The sequence below is a fragment of the Lichenifustis flavocetrariae genome (genome assembly GCF_026130545.1).
In the GTDB taxonomy this organism is placed as follows: domain Bacteria; phylum Pseudomonadota; class Alphaproteobacteria; order Rhizobiales; family Beijerinckiaceae; genus Lichenihabitans; species Lichenihabitans flavocetrariae.
On sequence record NZ_JAMOIM010000003.1, the window covers coordinates 375,442 to 390,113 of the forward strand.

Annotated in this window: 15 protein-coding genes; 9 read left to right on the forward strand and 6 right to left on the reverse strand. The window is 65.5% G+C overall.

The annotated features are described in order from the left end of the window. Positions 1 to 13 precede the first annotated feature (13 nt). From M8523_RS07275 to M8523_RS07285, 3 genes are read right to left on the reverse strand one after another with little or no spacing between them, the layout of a single operon-like run. On the reverse strand, positions 14 to 1,255 hold the full coding sequence (locus tag M8523_RS07275; RefSeq protein WP_282584173.1) for an amidohydrolase family protein: 1,242 nt from the start codon (positions 1,253 to 1,255) through the stop codon (positions 14 to 16). After that, entirely contained in the window at positions 1,252 to 1,614 is a 363-nt protein-coding gene (locus tag M8523_RS07280) for a hypothetical protein (RefSeq protein ID WP_282584174.1), read from the reverse strand. The genes M8523_RS07275 and M8523_RS07280 overlap by 4 nt, the downstream gene beginning before the upstream one ends. Continuing rightward, positions 1,601 to 1,963: a Rieske (2Fe-2S) protein gene (locus M8523_RS07285; RefSeq protein WP_282584175.1), complete on the reverse strand. Its 363-nt coding sequence runs from the start codon at positions 1,961 to 1,963 to the stop codon at positions 1,601 to 1,603. The genes M8523_RS07280 and M8523_RS07285 overlap by 14 nt, the downstream gene beginning before the upstream one ends. 152 nt (positions 1,964 to 2,115) lie before the next feature. Between M8523_RS07285 and M8523_RS07290 the strand changes: the two genes are divergently transcribed. Together M8523_RS07290 and M8523_RS07295 are read left to right on the forward strand one after the other, a co-directional pair. Beyond that, positions 2,116 to 3,495 (forward strand): aminotransferase class III-fold pyridoxal phosphate-dependent enzyme, encoded by a 1,380-nt coding sequence (locus M8523_RS07290; RefSeq protein WP_282584176.1) that lies wholly within the window; start codon positions 2,116 to 2,118, stop codon positions 3,493 to 3,495. A gap of 113 nt (positions 3,496 to 3,608) precedes the next feature. Next, on the forward strand, positions 3,609 to 4,352 hold the full coding sequence (locus M8523_RS07295; RefSeq protein ID WP_282584177.1) for an IclR family transcriptional regulator: 744 nt from the start codon (positions 3,609 to 3,611) through the stop codon (positions 4,350 to 4,352). Between the two features lie 42 nt (positions 4,353 to 4,394). Here the strand turns inward: M8523_RS07295 and M8523_RS07300 are convergent, their stop codons facing one another. After that, positions 4,395 to 5,861, reverse strand: a complete 1,467-nt coding sequence (locus tag M8523_RS07300; protein ID WP_428350009.1) for an NAD-dependent succinate-semialdehyde dehydrogenase — start codon at positions 5,859 to 5,861, stop codon at positions 4,395 to 4,397. Positions 5,862 to 5,951: 90 nt separating this feature from the next. After that, positions 5,952 to 6,509 (reverse strand): TIGR02444 family protein, encoded by a 558-nt coding sequence (locus M8523_RS07305; protein WP_282584178.1) that lies wholly within the window; start codon positions 6,507 to 6,509, stop codon positions 5,952 to 5,954. A gap of 139 nt (positions 6,510 to 6,648) precedes the next feature. On the opposite strand from M8523_RS07305, the gene M8523_RS07310 reads away from it, so the two are divergent. The 4 genes from M8523_RS07310 to M8523_RS07325 are packed head-to-tail and all read left to right on the forward strand — an operon-like array spanning position 6,649 to position 9,980. Continuing rightward, positions 6,649 to 7,992, forward strand: a complete 1,344-nt coding sequence (locus M8523_RS07310) for an amidase (protein ID WP_282584179.1) — start codon at positions 6,649 to 6,651, stop codon at positions 7,990 to 7,992. Continuing rightward, a complete protein-coding gene (locus tag M8523_RS07315) occupies positions 7,989 to 8,645 on the forward strand; it encodes a DUF2848 domain-containing protein (protein WP_282584180.1) in 657 nt (218 codons plus the stop codon). Before M8523_RS07310 ends, M8523_RS07315 begins: the two co-directional genes overlap by 4 nt. Positions 8,646 to 8,649: 4 nt before the next feature. After that, positions 8,650 to 9,021 (forward strand): cupin domain-containing protein, encoded by a 372-nt coding sequence (locus M8523_RS07320; RefSeq protein WP_282584181.1) that lies wholly within the window; start codon positions 8,650 to 8,652, stop codon positions 9,019 to 9,021. A gap of 35 nt (positions 9,022 to 9,056) precedes the next feature. After that, positions 9,057 to 9,980, forward strand: a complete 924-nt coding sequence (locus M8523_RS07325) for an ABC transporter substrate-binding protein (RefSeq protein WP_282584182.1) — start codon at positions 9,057 to 9,059, stop codon at positions 9,978 to 9,980. Positions 9,981 to 10,030: 50 nt separating this feature from the next. Here M8523_RS07325 and M8523_RS07330 read toward each other — a convergent pair whose 3' ends face one another. Next, on the reverse strand, positions 10,031 to 10,642 hold the full coding sequence (locus tag M8523_RS07330; protein WP_282584183.1) for a MarR family winged helix-turn-helix transcriptional regulator: 612 nt from the start codon (positions 10,640 to 10,642) through the stop codon (positions 10,031 to 10,033). Positions 10,643 to 10,867: 225 nt separating this feature from the next. Between M8523_RS07330 and M8523_RS07335 the strand changes: the two genes are divergently transcribed. The 3 genes from M8523_RS07335 to M8523_RS07345 all read left to right on the forward strand — a co-directional run bounded on the left by M8523_RS07335 (position 10,868) and on the right by M8523_RS07345 (position 14,656). Continuing rightward, positions 10,868 to 12,325 (forward strand): aldehyde dehydrogenase family protein, encoded by a 1,458-nt coding sequence (locus tag M8523_RS07335; protein WP_282584184.1) that lies wholly within the window; start codon positions 10,868 to 10,870, stop codon positions 12,323 to 12,325. Between the two features lie 85 nt (positions 12,326 to 12,410). Next, on the forward strand, positions 12,411 to 13,676 hold the full coding sequence (locus M8523_RS07340) for a cytochrome P450 (RefSeq protein ID WP_282584185.1): 1,266 nt from the start codon (positions 12,411 to 12,413) through the stop codon (positions 13,674 to 13,676). After that, positions 13,655 to 14,656 carry a PDR/VanB family oxidoreductase gene (locus tag M8523_RS07345; protein ID WP_282584186.1) on the forward strand — a complete coding sequence of 334 codons (1,002 nt, stop codon included), beginning with the start codon at positions 13,655 to 13,657 and terminating at the stop codon, positions 14,654 to 14,656. The genes M8523_RS07340 and M8523_RS07345 overlap by 22 nt, the downstream gene beginning before the upstream one ends. The last annotated feature ends 16 nt before the right edge of the window (positions 14,657 to 14,672 follow it).

Here is a 14,672-nt window from a genome sequence, read left to right on the forward strand (position 1 = left end):
TCGCGCAGCCGACTTATGCCGCGGAGGCGGTCTGCTTTTCGGCCCGGCGGGCAAGCTTCCAGGGCGCGAAATGCGGATCGAGCTTGAACAACCTCTCCGCATTGCCGCCCAGGATCGCCCGTTTCCCGGCTTCACCCACGAAGGGCAAGTCATAGATCGTGCTGGGCAGATCCATGTCCCAATGCGGATAATCGGACGAGTAGAGCAACTGGCTCTCGGCCTTAATCATCTTGAAGGTGAGCTCAAGCGCCTCGCGATTGTCGACCATTTCCATCGGTTGCGAGGTGTAGAACATCTCGCGCATGTATTCGCTCGGCTTTCGCTTCAGCAGCGGCGCGTCGGAGCTGCGCATCATGAACTCGTTGTCGAGGCGTTGCATCAGGAAGGGCACCCAGGCGAGGCCGCTCTCTATCCACACCGTCTTCAGGCGCGGAAAACGCTCCGGCATACCGTTCACGAGCCAGTTCGTCATGTGCACCATGTTGTGCCAGACGAAGCCCAGCGCATGAACCGCGATGAAGCGGTTCATCAGCGCCGTGGACTTGTCGCCCCACGTGTAGGCCGCGTGGAAGCCGAGCGGCAAGTTCCGCTCCTGCAGCGCGGCATAGACTTTCATGTAGGCGTTGTCGTGCACGCTCTTGTAGTGCGTCGAGGTGACCATGAAGCCGATCACGCCCTTGCGGTTGCCGAACTCCTCGACGACCTTGAGGCAGGCGTCCGGATCGTTGAACGGAAGGTAGAGCATCGAGGTGAGGCGCGGCTCCTCGGCCAACACGTTGTCGCAAAGCCATCGGTTGTAGGCGCGGGCCAGCGCGGTCTCGACCTCCACGCGCGGACAGGTGGCGATGTTCAGCATCGGGGTGGGGAACATGCAGGCCATGTCGACGCCCATCGAATCCATCCAGCGTCGCATTAGGGTGATGTCGCGATGGATCGTGGCCGGCACCGTTTCACGCTTGCGCAAGGGATAGCGGGTCACGCGGCCCGTCATCTCCTGGTACGAGCCGTCGATCGAAGTGACGCCGCCCCGCGACATACCCTGGTACTTGGCTTCCTGGCGCAGGACGGGGTCATCGATATATTCGGCGATCTCCTGGAACGCCTCCGTCTCGTAATGATGGGAGTCGACGTCGACGATGAGAAAATCCTCATAGCTGCGCGCAAAGGCCTGCTGCCTCGCGTGGTCGAGGTGAACTTCGGTGTCGAAGCCCTCGCGCGAGGGCTGGAAGAGGTGGCTCCCTTGGGTCGAGGTCATCCCATGCGCTCCTGATCTCGCGCGCCTTGGCGCCGCTTGTTCGATCCCATCGTGGTCATCGCCTGCCAGGCCGCAAGCTCGAAGACTTCGATCCCCGCGCCCTCGAGCAGGGCTGTGCTGGCGATCACGGCGTCTGTGGCGGCGAGGCGGTTGTTGCCGGCGGACAGGTCGGTCGGCAGGTCGGCCTGAGCCCGCAGGGCCAGCAGGCGTGCGGCCGTGATCATCAGGTCCGCCATCAGGCGCTCGGGCACTGCGTCAGCCTGGCTCTCGTCGAGGACATCGGCGCAGCCTCGCAGGAAGCGCGCTCCAAGGTCGTCCAGGCTCTCGATGCGGTCGGCCACGAGCTCAGATGTCGACATAGACGCCTCCCTCGCGGGCCACCACATCGAACTTCCTCAGCTTCAGCCGGGAGTCGATGACATGCTCGCCCGTGCTGAGGTGGAACTCGTAGCCGTGCCACGGGCAGACGATGTGCATGTCGTTCTCGTCGAAGCACTGGCCGACGAACAGATCGCCGACGATTCGGTCCTCGACCTGCGGAAGACGAATGCCTTCGCAGGCGGGACCGCCCTGGTGCGGGCACAGGTTGCGGTAGGCGTAATAGGCATCGCCGTGCCGGATCACGCCGATCTCAAGGCTACCGTGGGTCATGATCCGCACCTGCCCGTCGGGCAGTTCGTCGGACTTGCAGACAAAATGCTCAGCCATTCGCGACCTCGAACAGTTGGGTGTCTCAATGCTATGGTACCTTAGCATTGTGTCAATTCATTACGACCGACGCAAGCGCGCGTTGAATGTCGCGTTGACATTTTAGCAATGGCGTTGGAATTTTAGGCCACCTTCGGTGAGGATGACGGCCAATGAGCGAGACTTTGTCGCGAACCAATCTTTCGCGTGAGCACAGCGTGAAACGCGTGTTCCATCCCATGGCGCATCCCAACGACATGGATGCGATGCCGCCGCGCGTGATCTCACGCGGCGAGGGCGTCTACGTCTTCGATGACGCGGGCCACAAGACCGTCGATGCTGGGGCTGGCCTTTGGAACGTGAACCTCGGCTACTCCAATCACGCCATCAAGGAGGCGATCGCCTCGCAGCTCGAGGAATTGCCCTACTACTCCGCCTTCAAGGGCTCGACCAACGAGCGCCTGATCGAACTCAGCCACACGCTGGCCGAGTGGCTCGAGCCCGAGAACATCAAGCGCTTCTTCTTCACCTCGGGCGGCTCAGATTCGGTCGAGACCGCCCTCAGGCTGGCCCGGCAGTTCTGGAAGCTGCAGGGACAGGGAGATCGCATCAAGTTCCTGTCCTTGAAGCGCGGCTATCACGGCACCCATTTCGGCGGCGCCTCGGTCAACGGCAATTCGACCTTCCGCCGATCCTATGAGCCGCTGCTTCCCGGATGTTTCCACGTTGCAGTGCCGTTCGATTACCGCAACGTCTTCGGGGTGTCGGACGCCGAACGGCTCACCGATCTTTGTTTGGCGGCGCTTGAGGATGAGATCCAGTTCCAGGGCGGCGACACGATCGCGGCCTTCATTGCCGAGCCTGTGCTTGGCGCCGGTGGTGTGATCGTTCCGCCGCCGAACTACTGGCCGCGCCTCAAGGCGTTGCTCGATCGCTATGGCATCCTTCTGATCGCCGACGAGGTCATCACCGGGTTCGGTCGCACCGGCAGCTGGTTTGGTTGCCGCGGATGGGGGGTCCAGCCTGACCTGATGTGCCTCGCCAAGGCCCTCACCTGCGGGTATTTCCCGCTCGGCGCTGTCGCAATCGGCGAGCGCGTCGAGCGCGCCTTCAAGGCCGACAACTCGGCCATGGGCACCATCTCCCACGGCTATACCTATTCGGGACACCCCGTCGGCTGCGCGGCGGCCCTCGCGTGCCTGCGTGAAACGGCAGCGCTCGACGTCGTCACCACGGCCCGTCGGGAGGGAGACTACCTCCTGGCGGCATTCAGGGGGATGGCAGACCGCTTCGAGACGATCGGCAACGTCCGAGGCAAGGGGCTGATGATGGCGATCGAGGTGGTGTCCGACCGGGCCGTCAAGACCCCGGCCGGCAAGACCTACATGGCGGCCCTCGCCAAGGCGACCTATGAGGCTGGCGCGCTGGTCCGCGTTCTCGGCCACACCATCATCCTGTCGCCGGCTCTCGTGATCAAGCGGCACGAGTGTGACGAGATCGTTGCGGCCCTCCAGGCAGCATTCGCAGCCGCGTCCGGCGATCCTGCCAGTTGATTGAAGGCCGGAAGGTGGGTGGCACGGATTGCATGGCAGGCGGCCGCTTTGTATCTGCTCTGCCCGAGGGTATGGGCTAGAGCTGTCGCACCCTCCCCCTTCCACGGGCTGCAATGAAGACCGCCAAGTCCACGATCAGGCTTCTGACCGAGTTCTCCGTCGCGGCGCCGGAACTCGGCGTCAGCGAACTCGCGCGGCGTCTCGATCTCGACAAGGCCACCGTGCACCGCCTGCTACGAACCCTGGCCGAAGGGGGCATGGTGGAGCAGGACGCCACCACGAAGCGATATCGCCTGGGTCTCGCCGTCCTGGGTTTGGCGGCCGTGCGGCTTCGGGCGTTCGGCTTCCTCGAGCTTGCGACGGAGGACATGACCCAGCTACGCGATGATCTGGGCGAGAGTGTCGCCCTGCACGTGCGAGAAGGGTATGACGTCGTGTGCGTTCAGTTCGTCGAAGCGTCGCACCCGCTCACCGTCCGCTTCGTCCTCGGCGAACGTTCGCCCATCCACCTCACCGCCCCGGGCCTGCTTCATCTGTCTGAGATGCCGGACCTGCAATGGGCCGCCTTGGTGGAGGCCGCGGTCCGCGCGAATCCAAACCTGCCGGGCGAAACTCCCGAGTCGCTGGCCGAGCGGATCGACCTCGCCCGCCAGGATCTGACGGCCGTGTCGGACCAGACGTTTCAGAAAGGCGTGCGCGGCATGGCGACGTCGATCCGCGACATGAACGGGGCGTTCGTCGGCACGCTCAGTGTCGTGGCGCCAACGAGCCGGCTCTCGCTGGCCGAGCTGCGCCGCCGCCGGCCGGACCTGATGACATGCGCCCAGCGGATCGGCAGCAAGCTGCGCCGCATGTGAGTGTCACACCGCATCCAAGCGACGCCGGCCTGAGCCTGGACGTCAAGGCGTGACTGTCTCGCTCACCTTGATGAGCTTGGTCGCCATATAGGCTTCCATCGCCTCGCTACCGCCTTCCGACCCGTAGCCCGAGTCCTTGACGCCGCCGAACGGCACTTCGGGAAGCGCCAGCAGGTTGGCGTTGACGCTGAGCATACCAGCCTCGACCCGCGCACCAAGCCGCGCGATCGTGTCGCTCGACCGGGTGAACGCGAAGGCGGCCAGCCCATAGGGCAGCCGGTTCGCTTCCCCGATCGCCTCGTCGAGGTTCTCGAACGAACGCATCAGAGCCAGCGGGCCGAACGGTTCCTCGTTCATGGCCCGCGCCGTCAGCGGCACCTCGCCCAGGACCGTGGGCTCGAAGAAGTAGCCCGCATTGCCGTGACGGCGCCCACCGGTCCGCACCGAGGCGCCCTGGTCCACAGCGTCCGCGACCATCGCTTCCATCGCCTGCAGGCGCCGTGCGTTGGCGAGCGGGCCCATGGTGGTCGCGGGATCCAACCCGTTGCCGAGCCGCAGCGTGCTGGCCTCAGCCACGAAGCGATCCATGAAGGGGGTGTAGACGGATTGCTCGACCACGAACCGCGTCGGGGCGATGCAGATCTGGCCGGCATTGCGGAATTTTGCCACTGCCATGGCCTTGGCGGCAGCATCGAGATCGGCATCCGCGAAGACCAGCACAGGTGCATGGCCGCCGAGTTCCATCGTGGCCCGTTTCATGTGCTGACCCGCCAGAGCCGCCAACGACTTGCCGACCGCGGTGGAGCCAGTGAACGACACCTTGCGGATCGCCGGATGGGCGATCAGTGCGCCTGAGATCGCGGCGGGATCGCCGAACAGCAGGTTCAGCACGCCGGCCGGGAGGCCTGCTTCCACAAAAACCCTGACGAGTTCCGCGACGCAGCCCGGTGCCTCCTCCGAGGGTTTTGCGACGACGGTGCAGCCCGCCGCGAGAGCGGCCGCGATCTTGCGCGCCGCCTGGTTCAAGGGGAAGTTCCATGGCGTGAGGACGGCCACCGGCCCCACCGGCACCTTCACCACCATCTGCTGGGTTCCGGGCTCCCGCGCTGGAATGATGCGCCCATAGGTGCGCCGACCTTCCTCGGCGAACCAGTCGATCGTGTCGGCCGCGACGCCGACCTCCGCTTTGGCTTCGCCGAGCGGCTTGCCTTGTTCCAGGGTCATGCGGCGGGCGATCTCCGCGCCGCCCGCCCGGAGCAGGGACGCCGCGGCACGGAGGATCTTGGAGCGCTCGTAGGGCGACACATCCCGCCATCGGCCGAAGGCTTCACGCGCGGCAACGGCAGCGCGTGCGACGTCTGCCGGCGTCCCCCAGGCGACCGTGCCGACAGCATCTCCGGTCGCCGGATTGAGGACCGGTCGGGTGCTCCCGTCGGCACTCTCAACCCATGCCCCGTCGATGTACAGGCGGATCGTGTCTGCGTCAGCGCTTGCGGGATCGTGGGTCACTGGTGTCCTGCCTCGTCGAGTCGGGACCGACCCGACATCAGCATATGATTACATCTTGAACATAACTTGCCAAATTGAGAATGGCGATGCTCAGGGCCAGATGGCTTCGACGATGCCTGCGGCTGAGAGGCCCTGGCAGCCGGCCGCGATGATCGTCTCGAGATCGGCGCGATCCTCTTGCCGGACCGGGGTGTCGAGGGTGGCAACGTATTGCGCGAGGTGGATCCGCAGGACCGCCTCGATCGTGCTGAGTCGCGCGGGCAACTTGGACGCTTCCGCCGCGGCCGTAGAGACGATCAGCTTCTGCTCCATCCGCTCGGCCTCGAGTTCCGTGGCCAGAACACGTTGGTAGAAGGCGGTTGCTCCCTCGTCCTCTCCAATGGCGCCACCTGGCTTCGCGGTGCGTCGGGCGGCCCGGATCGGTCGCACCACGCCGTCTTGCCATCCCCGCGCCTTTGTCAGAACGGCGGCGAAACAATCGGTGTCGAGCGCGGGTCCACCGGAGAGGCTCCACCACAGGCAGAAGAGAAGCAGGTTGATGTCGGCGCCTAGCCGGTCCTGCAGGGCCAGACAGGCCGCCTGCACGCCCGACTTCCCATAGGTCGTGGAGGAAAAGGTCCAGAACTCGTCTGCGCTCGCTACGCTCATGCTTGTCCGCCGCCGGTCTTTGTCCGCACCCGAACAGCTTAAGCGTTGCCCCAACGGCTGGACAGTCCCGTTGCAACATCATATACAATATGAAGCTATATTCGATGTCCGTCACTGTGCGGCGTTACGAAAGAAGCCGATGGACTACCCTGAAGGATCGGCGCGGGCGCGGCTGGAACTGGCTCTCGGTCGCATCGCTGATAGCTCAGGTGAAGGCGCCCGAGCCTGCCTCACGGTTTACGCCGAAGTCGCTCGACATGCCGCAGTCGAGGCCGACGATCGTGCCGCCGCCAACCGGCGCCTCAGCCCCATCGACGGCTGGCTCGTGACCGTGAAGGACCTGTTCGACATTGCGGGCGAGGTCACGCGCGCCGGTTCCAAGGCGATTGCTCAGGAAGGCCGGGTGGCGGTTCGGGATGCCGAGGTGGTGCGCCGTGTCCGTGCTGCCGGCGCCATCATCGTGGCCAAGACCAACATGAGCGAGTTGGCCTTTTCCGGGGTCGGAACGAACCTCCATTACGGCACGCCAGCCAACCCGCTGGATCGCATGCGTGTTCCCGGCGGATCTTCGTCCGGCGCCGCCGTCGCCGTTGCAGACGGCTTCTGCGACGTCGCGATCGGCTCCGACACCGGCGGCTCGGTGCGTATTCCCGCGGCTCTCTGCGGGCTGGTCGGCTTCAAGCCGACGCAGGCCCGGGTTTCTCGGGCGGGCGCATTCCCCCTGTCCAAGACCCTCGATGCCGTGGGACCGCTCGCGAAAGACGTCGCAGCCTGCGCCGCCGTCGACGCCGTGCTCTCGGGCGAGGAACCCGCCGACCTTTCGACCGGGACCCTGGCGGGACTTCGCATCGGCGTCGTGCAGGGGTTCGTGCTGGACGGTCTCGACAGTGCGGTCGCTCAGGTTTTTGCCGCGGCGCTGGTGGCGCTCGATCGTGCAGGCGCGACGCTTGCAGAGGTGGCGCTCCCGCAGTTCGAAGCCATGCGGACCTTGAATGCCCGCGCCGCCATCACGCCCGCCGAGGCGCTGGTGGTGCATGGGGCGCGGTTCGAGGCCGGGGCGGCCTTCGACCCATTTATCTGCGCGCGACTGGAGCGGGCCCGGGCCATCGCGGCGGCAGACCTGGCCGAGACACGCGCAACCCGAGGCGCCTTGATGGAGAGCCTCGGGCGCGAGCTGAACGCCTTCGACGTTCTGGTGATGCCGACCGTTCCGATTCTGGCGCCAACGCTGGCCGAGGTCGAGGACGCGGAGCGCTTCAACGACCGCAACCTCCTGCTCCTCCGTAACACCACGGTCGCGAATTTCTTTGATCTGCCGGCTGTGTCGCTGCCCCTCACGCCGGGCATCGGCTTCAGCGTGATGATGCGCTCGGGAGAGGACCGCCGCGTCCTGGCCGTGGCGCGCGCGATGGAAGCCTGCTTCGCGGCCTCCGGCGAAATCCACCCTGGCGCAAAGCGCCGAACCAAAGGTGATCTCTCTTGATCCACGTCCGCTCATTCGACGCGAGCGCCGTCACCCATCTGACCATTGCGGGATGGACCGGACGCAACCAGGAAGCGCTGGAAAAGCACATCCGCGAACTCGAAGACCTCGGCGTCCGACGTCCCGCCTCGACCCCGATCTTCTATCGCGTCGCCGCGCAGCTGCTCACCACCGATGACGCGATCGAAGTACTGGGCGAAGCCTCGAGCGGCGAGGCGGAACCGGTCCTGGTCGCGCTCGACGGGGAGCTCTGGGTCGGGGTTGGGTCCGACCATACCGACCGCAAGGCGGAGACGTTGGGCGTGACCCTGTCGAAGCAGCTCTGCGCAAAGCCGGTCAGTGCCCAGCTCTGGCGCTACGCCGACGTGTCAGACCGCTGGGACGACCTGGAACTCCGCTCCTATGCGGTGATCGATGGGCAGCGCAGCCTCTATCAGGAGGGCACGTTGCGCAGCATGCGGCCGCCAATGGAGCTGATGCATCTGTCGGGTCGCCAATCGATGCCCGACGGCGCCGCCATGTTCTGCGGCACGCTTGCGGTTCACGGCGGCATCCGTCCGGCCGAACGCTTCGACGTCGAGCTCAAGGATCCCAAGACCGGGCAGACCCTGACGGCCGCCTACGCCATCCATTCCCTGCCCGACAGAGGCTGACCTCATGACCAACCCGAAGCTTCACAAGGAATTCCACAAGCTCGACCTCGAGGATGGCTGGCAGACGCCGCCGGGCTACCCCGCCGGTATCAAGGAGAAGATCATCTCGGGCAGTCTCGACGAGCCGGGCGGCACGGGCAACCGCACACGCCTCCTCCGTTTCGACCCCGGCGTCTACACCACCGCGCCCTTCGTCCATGTCTACTGGGAGGAAGTGTTCCTGCTTTCGGGCGATCTGATCGTCGGCAATGACGAGCAAGGCCAGGGGGGCACAAAGTTCGAGGGCTATACCTACGCGGTGCGCCCGCCGGGCGCCTTTCACGGGCCGTTTAAGTCGGACACAGGCTGCCTGCTGCTCGAGACCCACTATTTCTGACCCGATCACCTGTCACTCAGCTGAAGTCCCGCCCGATGTTGAAGCTCGCCGTTCCCGACCTGATCTCCAATTCCTACTTCCCCGCGGAAGCGGCGATCGAGCTTGGCTTCTTCAAGCGAGCCGGGCTCGACGTCTCGCTCGACCTCGTGTTTCCAGTCGACCGCGCCTACCGCATGTTGCGGGACGGCGAGGTCGATATCGTGGCAGGGTCCGCTCACTCGGCGCTGGCGGCCTTTCCCGGCTTTGAGGGCGTCAAGCTGCTCTGCGCTCAGGCGCAGGGCATGTACTGGTTCCTGGTGATGCGCGCTGACCTCAAGGCAGAGCGGGGAGATATCGCCGCCGTCAAGGGTAAGCGCATCGGCGCGGCGCCTTGGGTCGATATGGGATTGCGTCAGCTCCTCGTCGAAGGTGGGATCGACGCGGAGCGGGACGGTGTCACGATCATGCCGGTTCCCTCTCAGCCCGGCCAGACCGTCAACTTCGGCCTGAATGCCGCCAAGGCCCTGCAGGACGGCCTGATCGACGGCTTCTGGGCCAACGGCATGGCGGCGGAAGTGGCGGTGCGTGGGGGGATCGGCACGGTCGTTCTCGACGTGCGCCGGGGCGACGGGCCGTCCGGCGCCTTTGGCTACACCTTTGCGTCGGTCGCGGCCCGCTCATCCTGGATCGACGATCATCCCACGGAGGCCGAGGGAATCGTGCGCGCCATCGTCGAGACCCAGGCTGCACTCAATCAGGATGTGGAGCTTGCGGGTCAGGTCGGGCGCAGCCTGTTCCCGGACGCACAGGCGGCGCTGATCACCGATCTGATCCGCCGCGACCTGCCCTTCTACAACGCGGCCATCTCGCGGGAGACGGTGGCCAGCATGAGCCGGTTCGCGCGGGACCGGGACATTGCCCAGGCGGAACTGCGCTACGAAGATGTCATCAGTCCCCGACTGGCGGCGTTGTGGGCCTGACGGACGGTCGTGCCCTTCACGCGCCTTCGCCGCGTCATACCGCCCAAGGCTTACGCGCCTGAGCGTTTCGATCGGTCGTTCCGGGCAGCGAGCTTGAGCTCGGCGACCGCGTATTCGCTGTTGCGCGAGAGTTTCGCAAAGGTGGCATGGGCCGCTGACAGGTCGGCGGCCGACACGCCGACAAAAAGCAGGTCGTTGATCTTCCGCACGAACGGAGCGACCTTCTTCACCGATTCTTCGCCCTCGGCGGTGAGGCTCACGAGGATGCTGCGCCTGTCCTCGCTCCCCGGACGTTTGTCCAGCAGACCCTTGCGGCTGAGGCGGCCGACCTCGGTCGTCACATGCGTCGGCGCCAGCTGCACGTAGCGGGCAAGCTCCTTGACCGTCACGCCCTCGTCGCCTTGCCGGTAGGCGACACCGATCAGGACTGCAAACTGCGACCCTGTCAGGCCGATCGCCCGACCAAAAGCCTCCCGGCACATGGAAAGTCGGCCCAGAACTTTGACGAACAGATAGATGACTTGACGGAAGTTGTCGTCCTTGCCGGCCACCAGGAGATCAGCGCTGGAAACAGTGAGCGGCGGCGAAAAAGCAGCCTTGGACTGAGCCTTGCTCCTCCCCTTCGACGCCTTCGGTGCGTCCTGCTCGTCAACGACGTCCATGTTTGATTACAGCCCCCAAAGGCGTTCCGATCGCTCGGTCGAGGGCCCACATTTAAGGATGGGCCGGCGAGCGTCAACAGTGCGGCAGTCGCACCCCAATACAAGGCTGTTGACCACCCGACCATCATCGGAGAATGTACAACATGTACGGATTATGCCCGCTCCAGCCGCCTATCGCGTGAGCGGCAGCCAATTGGGCGATTTGTCCGGCTCTGGAGCATGTCGATGTCCTCTTATGCTGCGGCGTTACCGACCCGGCGCACCCTCTTTTACGGGGGCGAGTGGCACGAGGCAGCCGGACACATCCAGGCCGACAGCATCAACCCCGCCTCGCAGGAGAGTCTGGGGCCGGCGGCCGTGGCGGGTGCCGCAGATGTGGATGCCGCAGTCACCGCGGCTCGCGCCGGGTTCAAGACATGGCGGCACGTCAAGCTGGTGGAGCGCGCCGCGATCCTGCGGGAAGCCGCGCGGATTTTCCGGGCCAACGCCGAGCGCATCACGCTGACCGACTCGGCCGATTCCGGCGGCCCCTACAAGCGCATGATCCGCGATGCCGAGGGCGGCGCGGCAACCTTCGAATATTTCGCGGGCCTCGCGACCGAGATGAAGGGCAGCACAATCCCGTTCGACACGGGATCGCTGAACTACACGATGCGCGAGCCTCTCGGGGTCGTCGTGCGCATCAACGCCTTCAACCATCCGTTTCTCTTCGCGGCCCAACGCGCTGCCGCACCGCTGGTGGCCGGCAACGCCGTCATCATCAAGCCGCCCGAGCAGGCGCCGCTCTCCACGCTCCTCATGGCCGAGCTGATCGGTCACCTGTTCCCGGCCGGCGTGTTCAACGTGCTGACCGGGCGCAGGGAGTGCGGGGAGGCGCTGGTGGCCCATCTCGGTGTGGCAAAGGTCGGGTTGATCGGCTCGGTGGAGACCGGGCGTGCCATCGCCCGCTCGGCCGCCGATACGCTGAAGAAGGTCAGCCTCGAACTCGGTGGCAAGAACGCCCTGATCGCCTTTCCGGACGCCGATCCCGCCAAGGTCGCGGCCGGGGCCGTGCAAGGCATGAACTTCACCTGGTGCGGCCAATCCTGCGGGTCGACGTCCCGGATCTTCCTGCATGAGGATCTCCACGACGCTGTCGTGCCACGGATCCTCGCGGCCATCGGCAAGCCCGTCTACGGGCCGCCCACCGATCCGGCGACCGACATGGGCTGCCTGGTCAGCGCCGAGCAGCGCGACAAGACCGAGCGTTACGTCGGCTACGGCCTCGCGGATGGCGCGACCCTCGTGGCGGGCGGCACGCGTCCGGATGACCCGGCTGCGGCCAACGGGTTCTTCTATCCGCCGACGGTCTTTGTCGATGTCCGCCCCCACATGCGCATCGCCAGGGAGGAGATCTTCGGTCCCGTGATGTCGATCATTCGTTGGCGGGACGAGGACGAGATGTTCGAGGCCGTCAACGGCTCCGAGCTGGGTCTGACCGCCTCGATCTGGACCCGCGATCTGTCGACCGCGCATCGCGCCGCGGCGCGTGTCGAGGCAGGCTATGTCTGGATCAACGGCAGCAGCACGCATTTTCTTGGCGCCCCATTCGGGGGCTACAAGCAATCGGGGCTGGGTCGCGAGGAATCGATCGACGAGTTGCATGACTGTACGCAGCTTAAGAATGTCAACATCACCTTCTAATCTCTGAGGATCGAGCCTGATCTTGCGCTCTGCTCCGAACGCGAGGCGATAAACGCTCGCACTCTTGCGCCTGGGAACAAACGATATGTCCGACACCGCCGCCTTTCCGACCCTCGAAGGCTTTGACCCGTTCTCTCCGGCGTTTCTCTCGGATCCGGCACCGATGATCCGGAAGGCCCAGGCCACGACCCCGGCCTTCTATTATCCCCCGCTCAGGATGTGGGTGCTGACCGCCTATGATGACATCTGCCGGGCGGCCCGCGATTGGGAAACCTTCTCGTCCAAGGCCATGGGCACGGTGCCGCCTCCAGACGACCTGAAGCACAAGATCCCTGAGACCTTCGTCGACGACCACTACATCGCGATCGATCCGCCCGAGCATACATCCGATCGCACCGCCGTGGCGCGCAGCTTCCTGCCCCGGGAGCTTGCCAAGCAGGAGGTCAACATCCGGCGGATCGCCAACGAGCTGATCAACACGTTCATCGATAAGGGCTCGTGCGACTTCATGCAGGAGTTCTGCTACCCTCTGTCCCTCGGTGTCATCATCGAGCTGCTCGGCGTGCCGCCGGAGCGTGCCGCCGATTATCGCATCTGGACCGAGGACCTGTTCGCCGTTCTGACGCCGAAGTCAAAGGACGCTGTGAGCAAGCCGATGAGCGAGGAGGAACGCCGCGAACGCTGGACCCGGCTCGCAGCCGGCCAGGACTTCTTCGGCGAACTCGTCGAGGAGCGCGCCCGCTGCCCCATGGACGACCTCATCAGCGTCATGCTCACCAAGGACGCGAACGGCAAGCAGGCGGTGCCGTCGCGGCGCATCATCCGCCAGATCAATGAACTGGTGGCGGCCGGCAATGACACCACCGCCAATCTTATGGGTCAGATGCTGCTGTTCCTGGCCGAAAATCCGGAGCAGGACGCCGAGGTCCGCGCCAACCCCGACCTGTTGCGCGACGTGGTCGAGGAGACGCTTCGCCGCCGCGGCACCTCGCCGGGCCTGTTCCGGATCACGAAAAAGGATGTGGAGATCGGCGGCGCCACGATCCCGGAGGGATCGCTGGTCTGGCTGCTCTACATCGCGGGGGGGCTCGACGAAACGCGCTTCCCCGATGCGGAGCGGTTCGACATCCATCGGCCCAACAAGGAGAAGCACCTCGCCTTCGGGCATGGTCGCCACTCCTGCCTGGGCAACCCGTTGGCGCGGCTCGAAGCCCGAGCCGCCTTCGAAGAATTGTTCAAGCGCATCCCCGACATCCGGATGACGCCCGGCCAAACCCTCGACTACCTGCCCGCCATCACCGTGACGACCCTCAACCACATGAAGGCCGAATGGACGCCGAAGAGCGCGTGACCGGGCTGATGGGCCGGGCGATGGCTCAAGACGCCGAACTGCCGCTGCTCGTCGAGCATGCAGTTTTCGAGACGCCGGACATCCTCGTGCTCGACCTCGTTGCCGCCTCGGGAGCGGATCTCCCGGCCTGGGACCCCGGCGCCCATATCGACCTTGTGCTCGCGTCGGGGCTGGTTCGGCAATATTCGCTCTGTGGCGACCCTGCGGATCGTGGTCGATACAGGGTCGCGGTGCAGCGGGAGGCGGCAGGCCGCGGGGGTTCGATCGAGATCCACAACTTGGCGATGCAGGGGAGCAGCGTCGCGACGCGCGGCCCGCGCAACCATTTCGCGCTGGTGGAGGCGCCGTGCTACCTGTTCGTGGCGGGCGGCATCGGGGTCACCCCCATGCTGCCGATGATCCGGGCCGCGGAACGCGGCGGACGGCCGTGGCGCCTCGTCTATGGCGGACGCTCCCGCGCCACGATGGGGTTCCTTTCCGACATCGGCGGGCGACGGGGCGGCGAAACGGATCTTCTTCCGCAGGATGAGTGCGGTCTACCCGACCTGCACGCCCTGCTGTCCGGGCTTGACGACCAAACACTCGTGTATGGCTGCGGTCCGGGCGCGATGCTGACCGCGCTCGAAGCCGCTGCCGCAAGCCTCGGCCTGTCCGAGAGGCTCCATATCGAGCGCTTTGCCGCTCCGGAAATCACGCCGCACCATGACATGGACCGGCCGTTCGAGGTCGAGCTACGGCTCTCAGGACTGGTCCTGCAGGTTCCGGCCGACCGCAGCCTCGGCAGTGTCCTGCAGGATGCCGACATCCCGGTCACCTTCTCGTGCCAGGAAGGCTATTGCGGCAGCTGCGAGTGCCTTGTGATCGAGGGTACACCCGACCACCGCGACACGATCCTGAACGAGTCCGAGAAGGCGGAAGGACGGATCATGATGGTCTGCGTCGGCCGCGCGCATTCGCCACGCCTGGTGCTCGAACTCTGACGTCTCCGTCGCGCGC

What these genes read in the sequence shown, in the direction of transcription:
- M8523_RS07275 (WP_282584173.1), bottom strand. Translation starts at nt 1,255, where the DNA reads ATGACCTCGACCCAAGGGAGCCACCTCTTCCAGCCCTCGCGCGAGGGC.
- M8523_RS07280 (WP_282584174.1), bottom strand. Translation starts at nt 1,614, where the DNA reads ATGTCGACATCTGAGCTCGTGGCCGACCGCATCGAGAGCCTGGACGAC.
- M8523_RS07285 (WP_282584175.1), bottom strand. Translation starts at nt 1,963, where the DNA reads ATGGCTGAGCATTTTGTCTGCAAGTCCGACGAACTGCCCGACGGGCAG.
- M8523_RS07290 (WP_282584176.1), top strand. Translation starts at nt 2,116, where the DNA reads ATGAGCGAGACTTTGTCGCGAACCAATCTTTCGCGTGAGCACAGCGTG.
- M8523_RS07295 (WP_282584177.1), top strand. Translation starts at nt 3,609, where the DNA reads ATGAAGACCGCCAAGTCCACGATCAGGCTTCTGACCGAGTTCTCCGTC.
- M8523_RS07305 (WP_282584178.1), bottom strand. Translation starts at nt 6,509, where the DNA reads ATGAGCGTAGCGAGCGCAGACGAGTTCTGGACCTTTTCCTCCACGACC.
- M8523_RS07310 (WP_282584179.1), top strand. Translation starts at nt 6,649, where the DNA reads ATGGACTACCCTGAAGGATCGGCGCGGGCGCGGCTGGAACTGGCTCTC.
- M8523_RS07320 (WP_282584181.1), top strand. Translation starts at nt 8,650, where the DNA reads ATGACCAACCCGAAGCTTCACAAGGAATTCCACAAGCTCGACCTCGAG.
- M8523_RS07325 (WP_282584182.1), top strand. Translation starts at nt 9,057, where the DNA reads ATGTTGAAGCTCGCCGTTCCCGACCTGATCTCCAATTCCTACTTCCCC.
- M8523_RS07330 (WP_282584183.1), bottom strand. Translation starts at nt 10,642, where the DNA reads ATGGACGTCGTTGACGAGCAGGACGCACCGAAGGCGTCGAAGGGGAGG.
- M8523_RS07335 (WP_282584184.1), top strand. Translation starts at nt 10,868, where the DNA reads ATGTCCTCTTATGCTGCGGCGTTACCGACCCGGCGCACCCTCTTTTAC.
- M8523_RS07340 (WP_282584185.1), top strand. Translation starts at nt 12,411, where the DNA reads ATGTCCGACACCGCCGCCTTTCCGACCCTCGAAGGCTTTGACCCGTTC.
- M8523_RS07345 (WP_282584186.1), top strand. Translation starts at nt 13,655, where the DNA reads ATGGACGCCGAAGAGCGCGTGACCGGGCTGATGGGCCGGGCGATGGCT.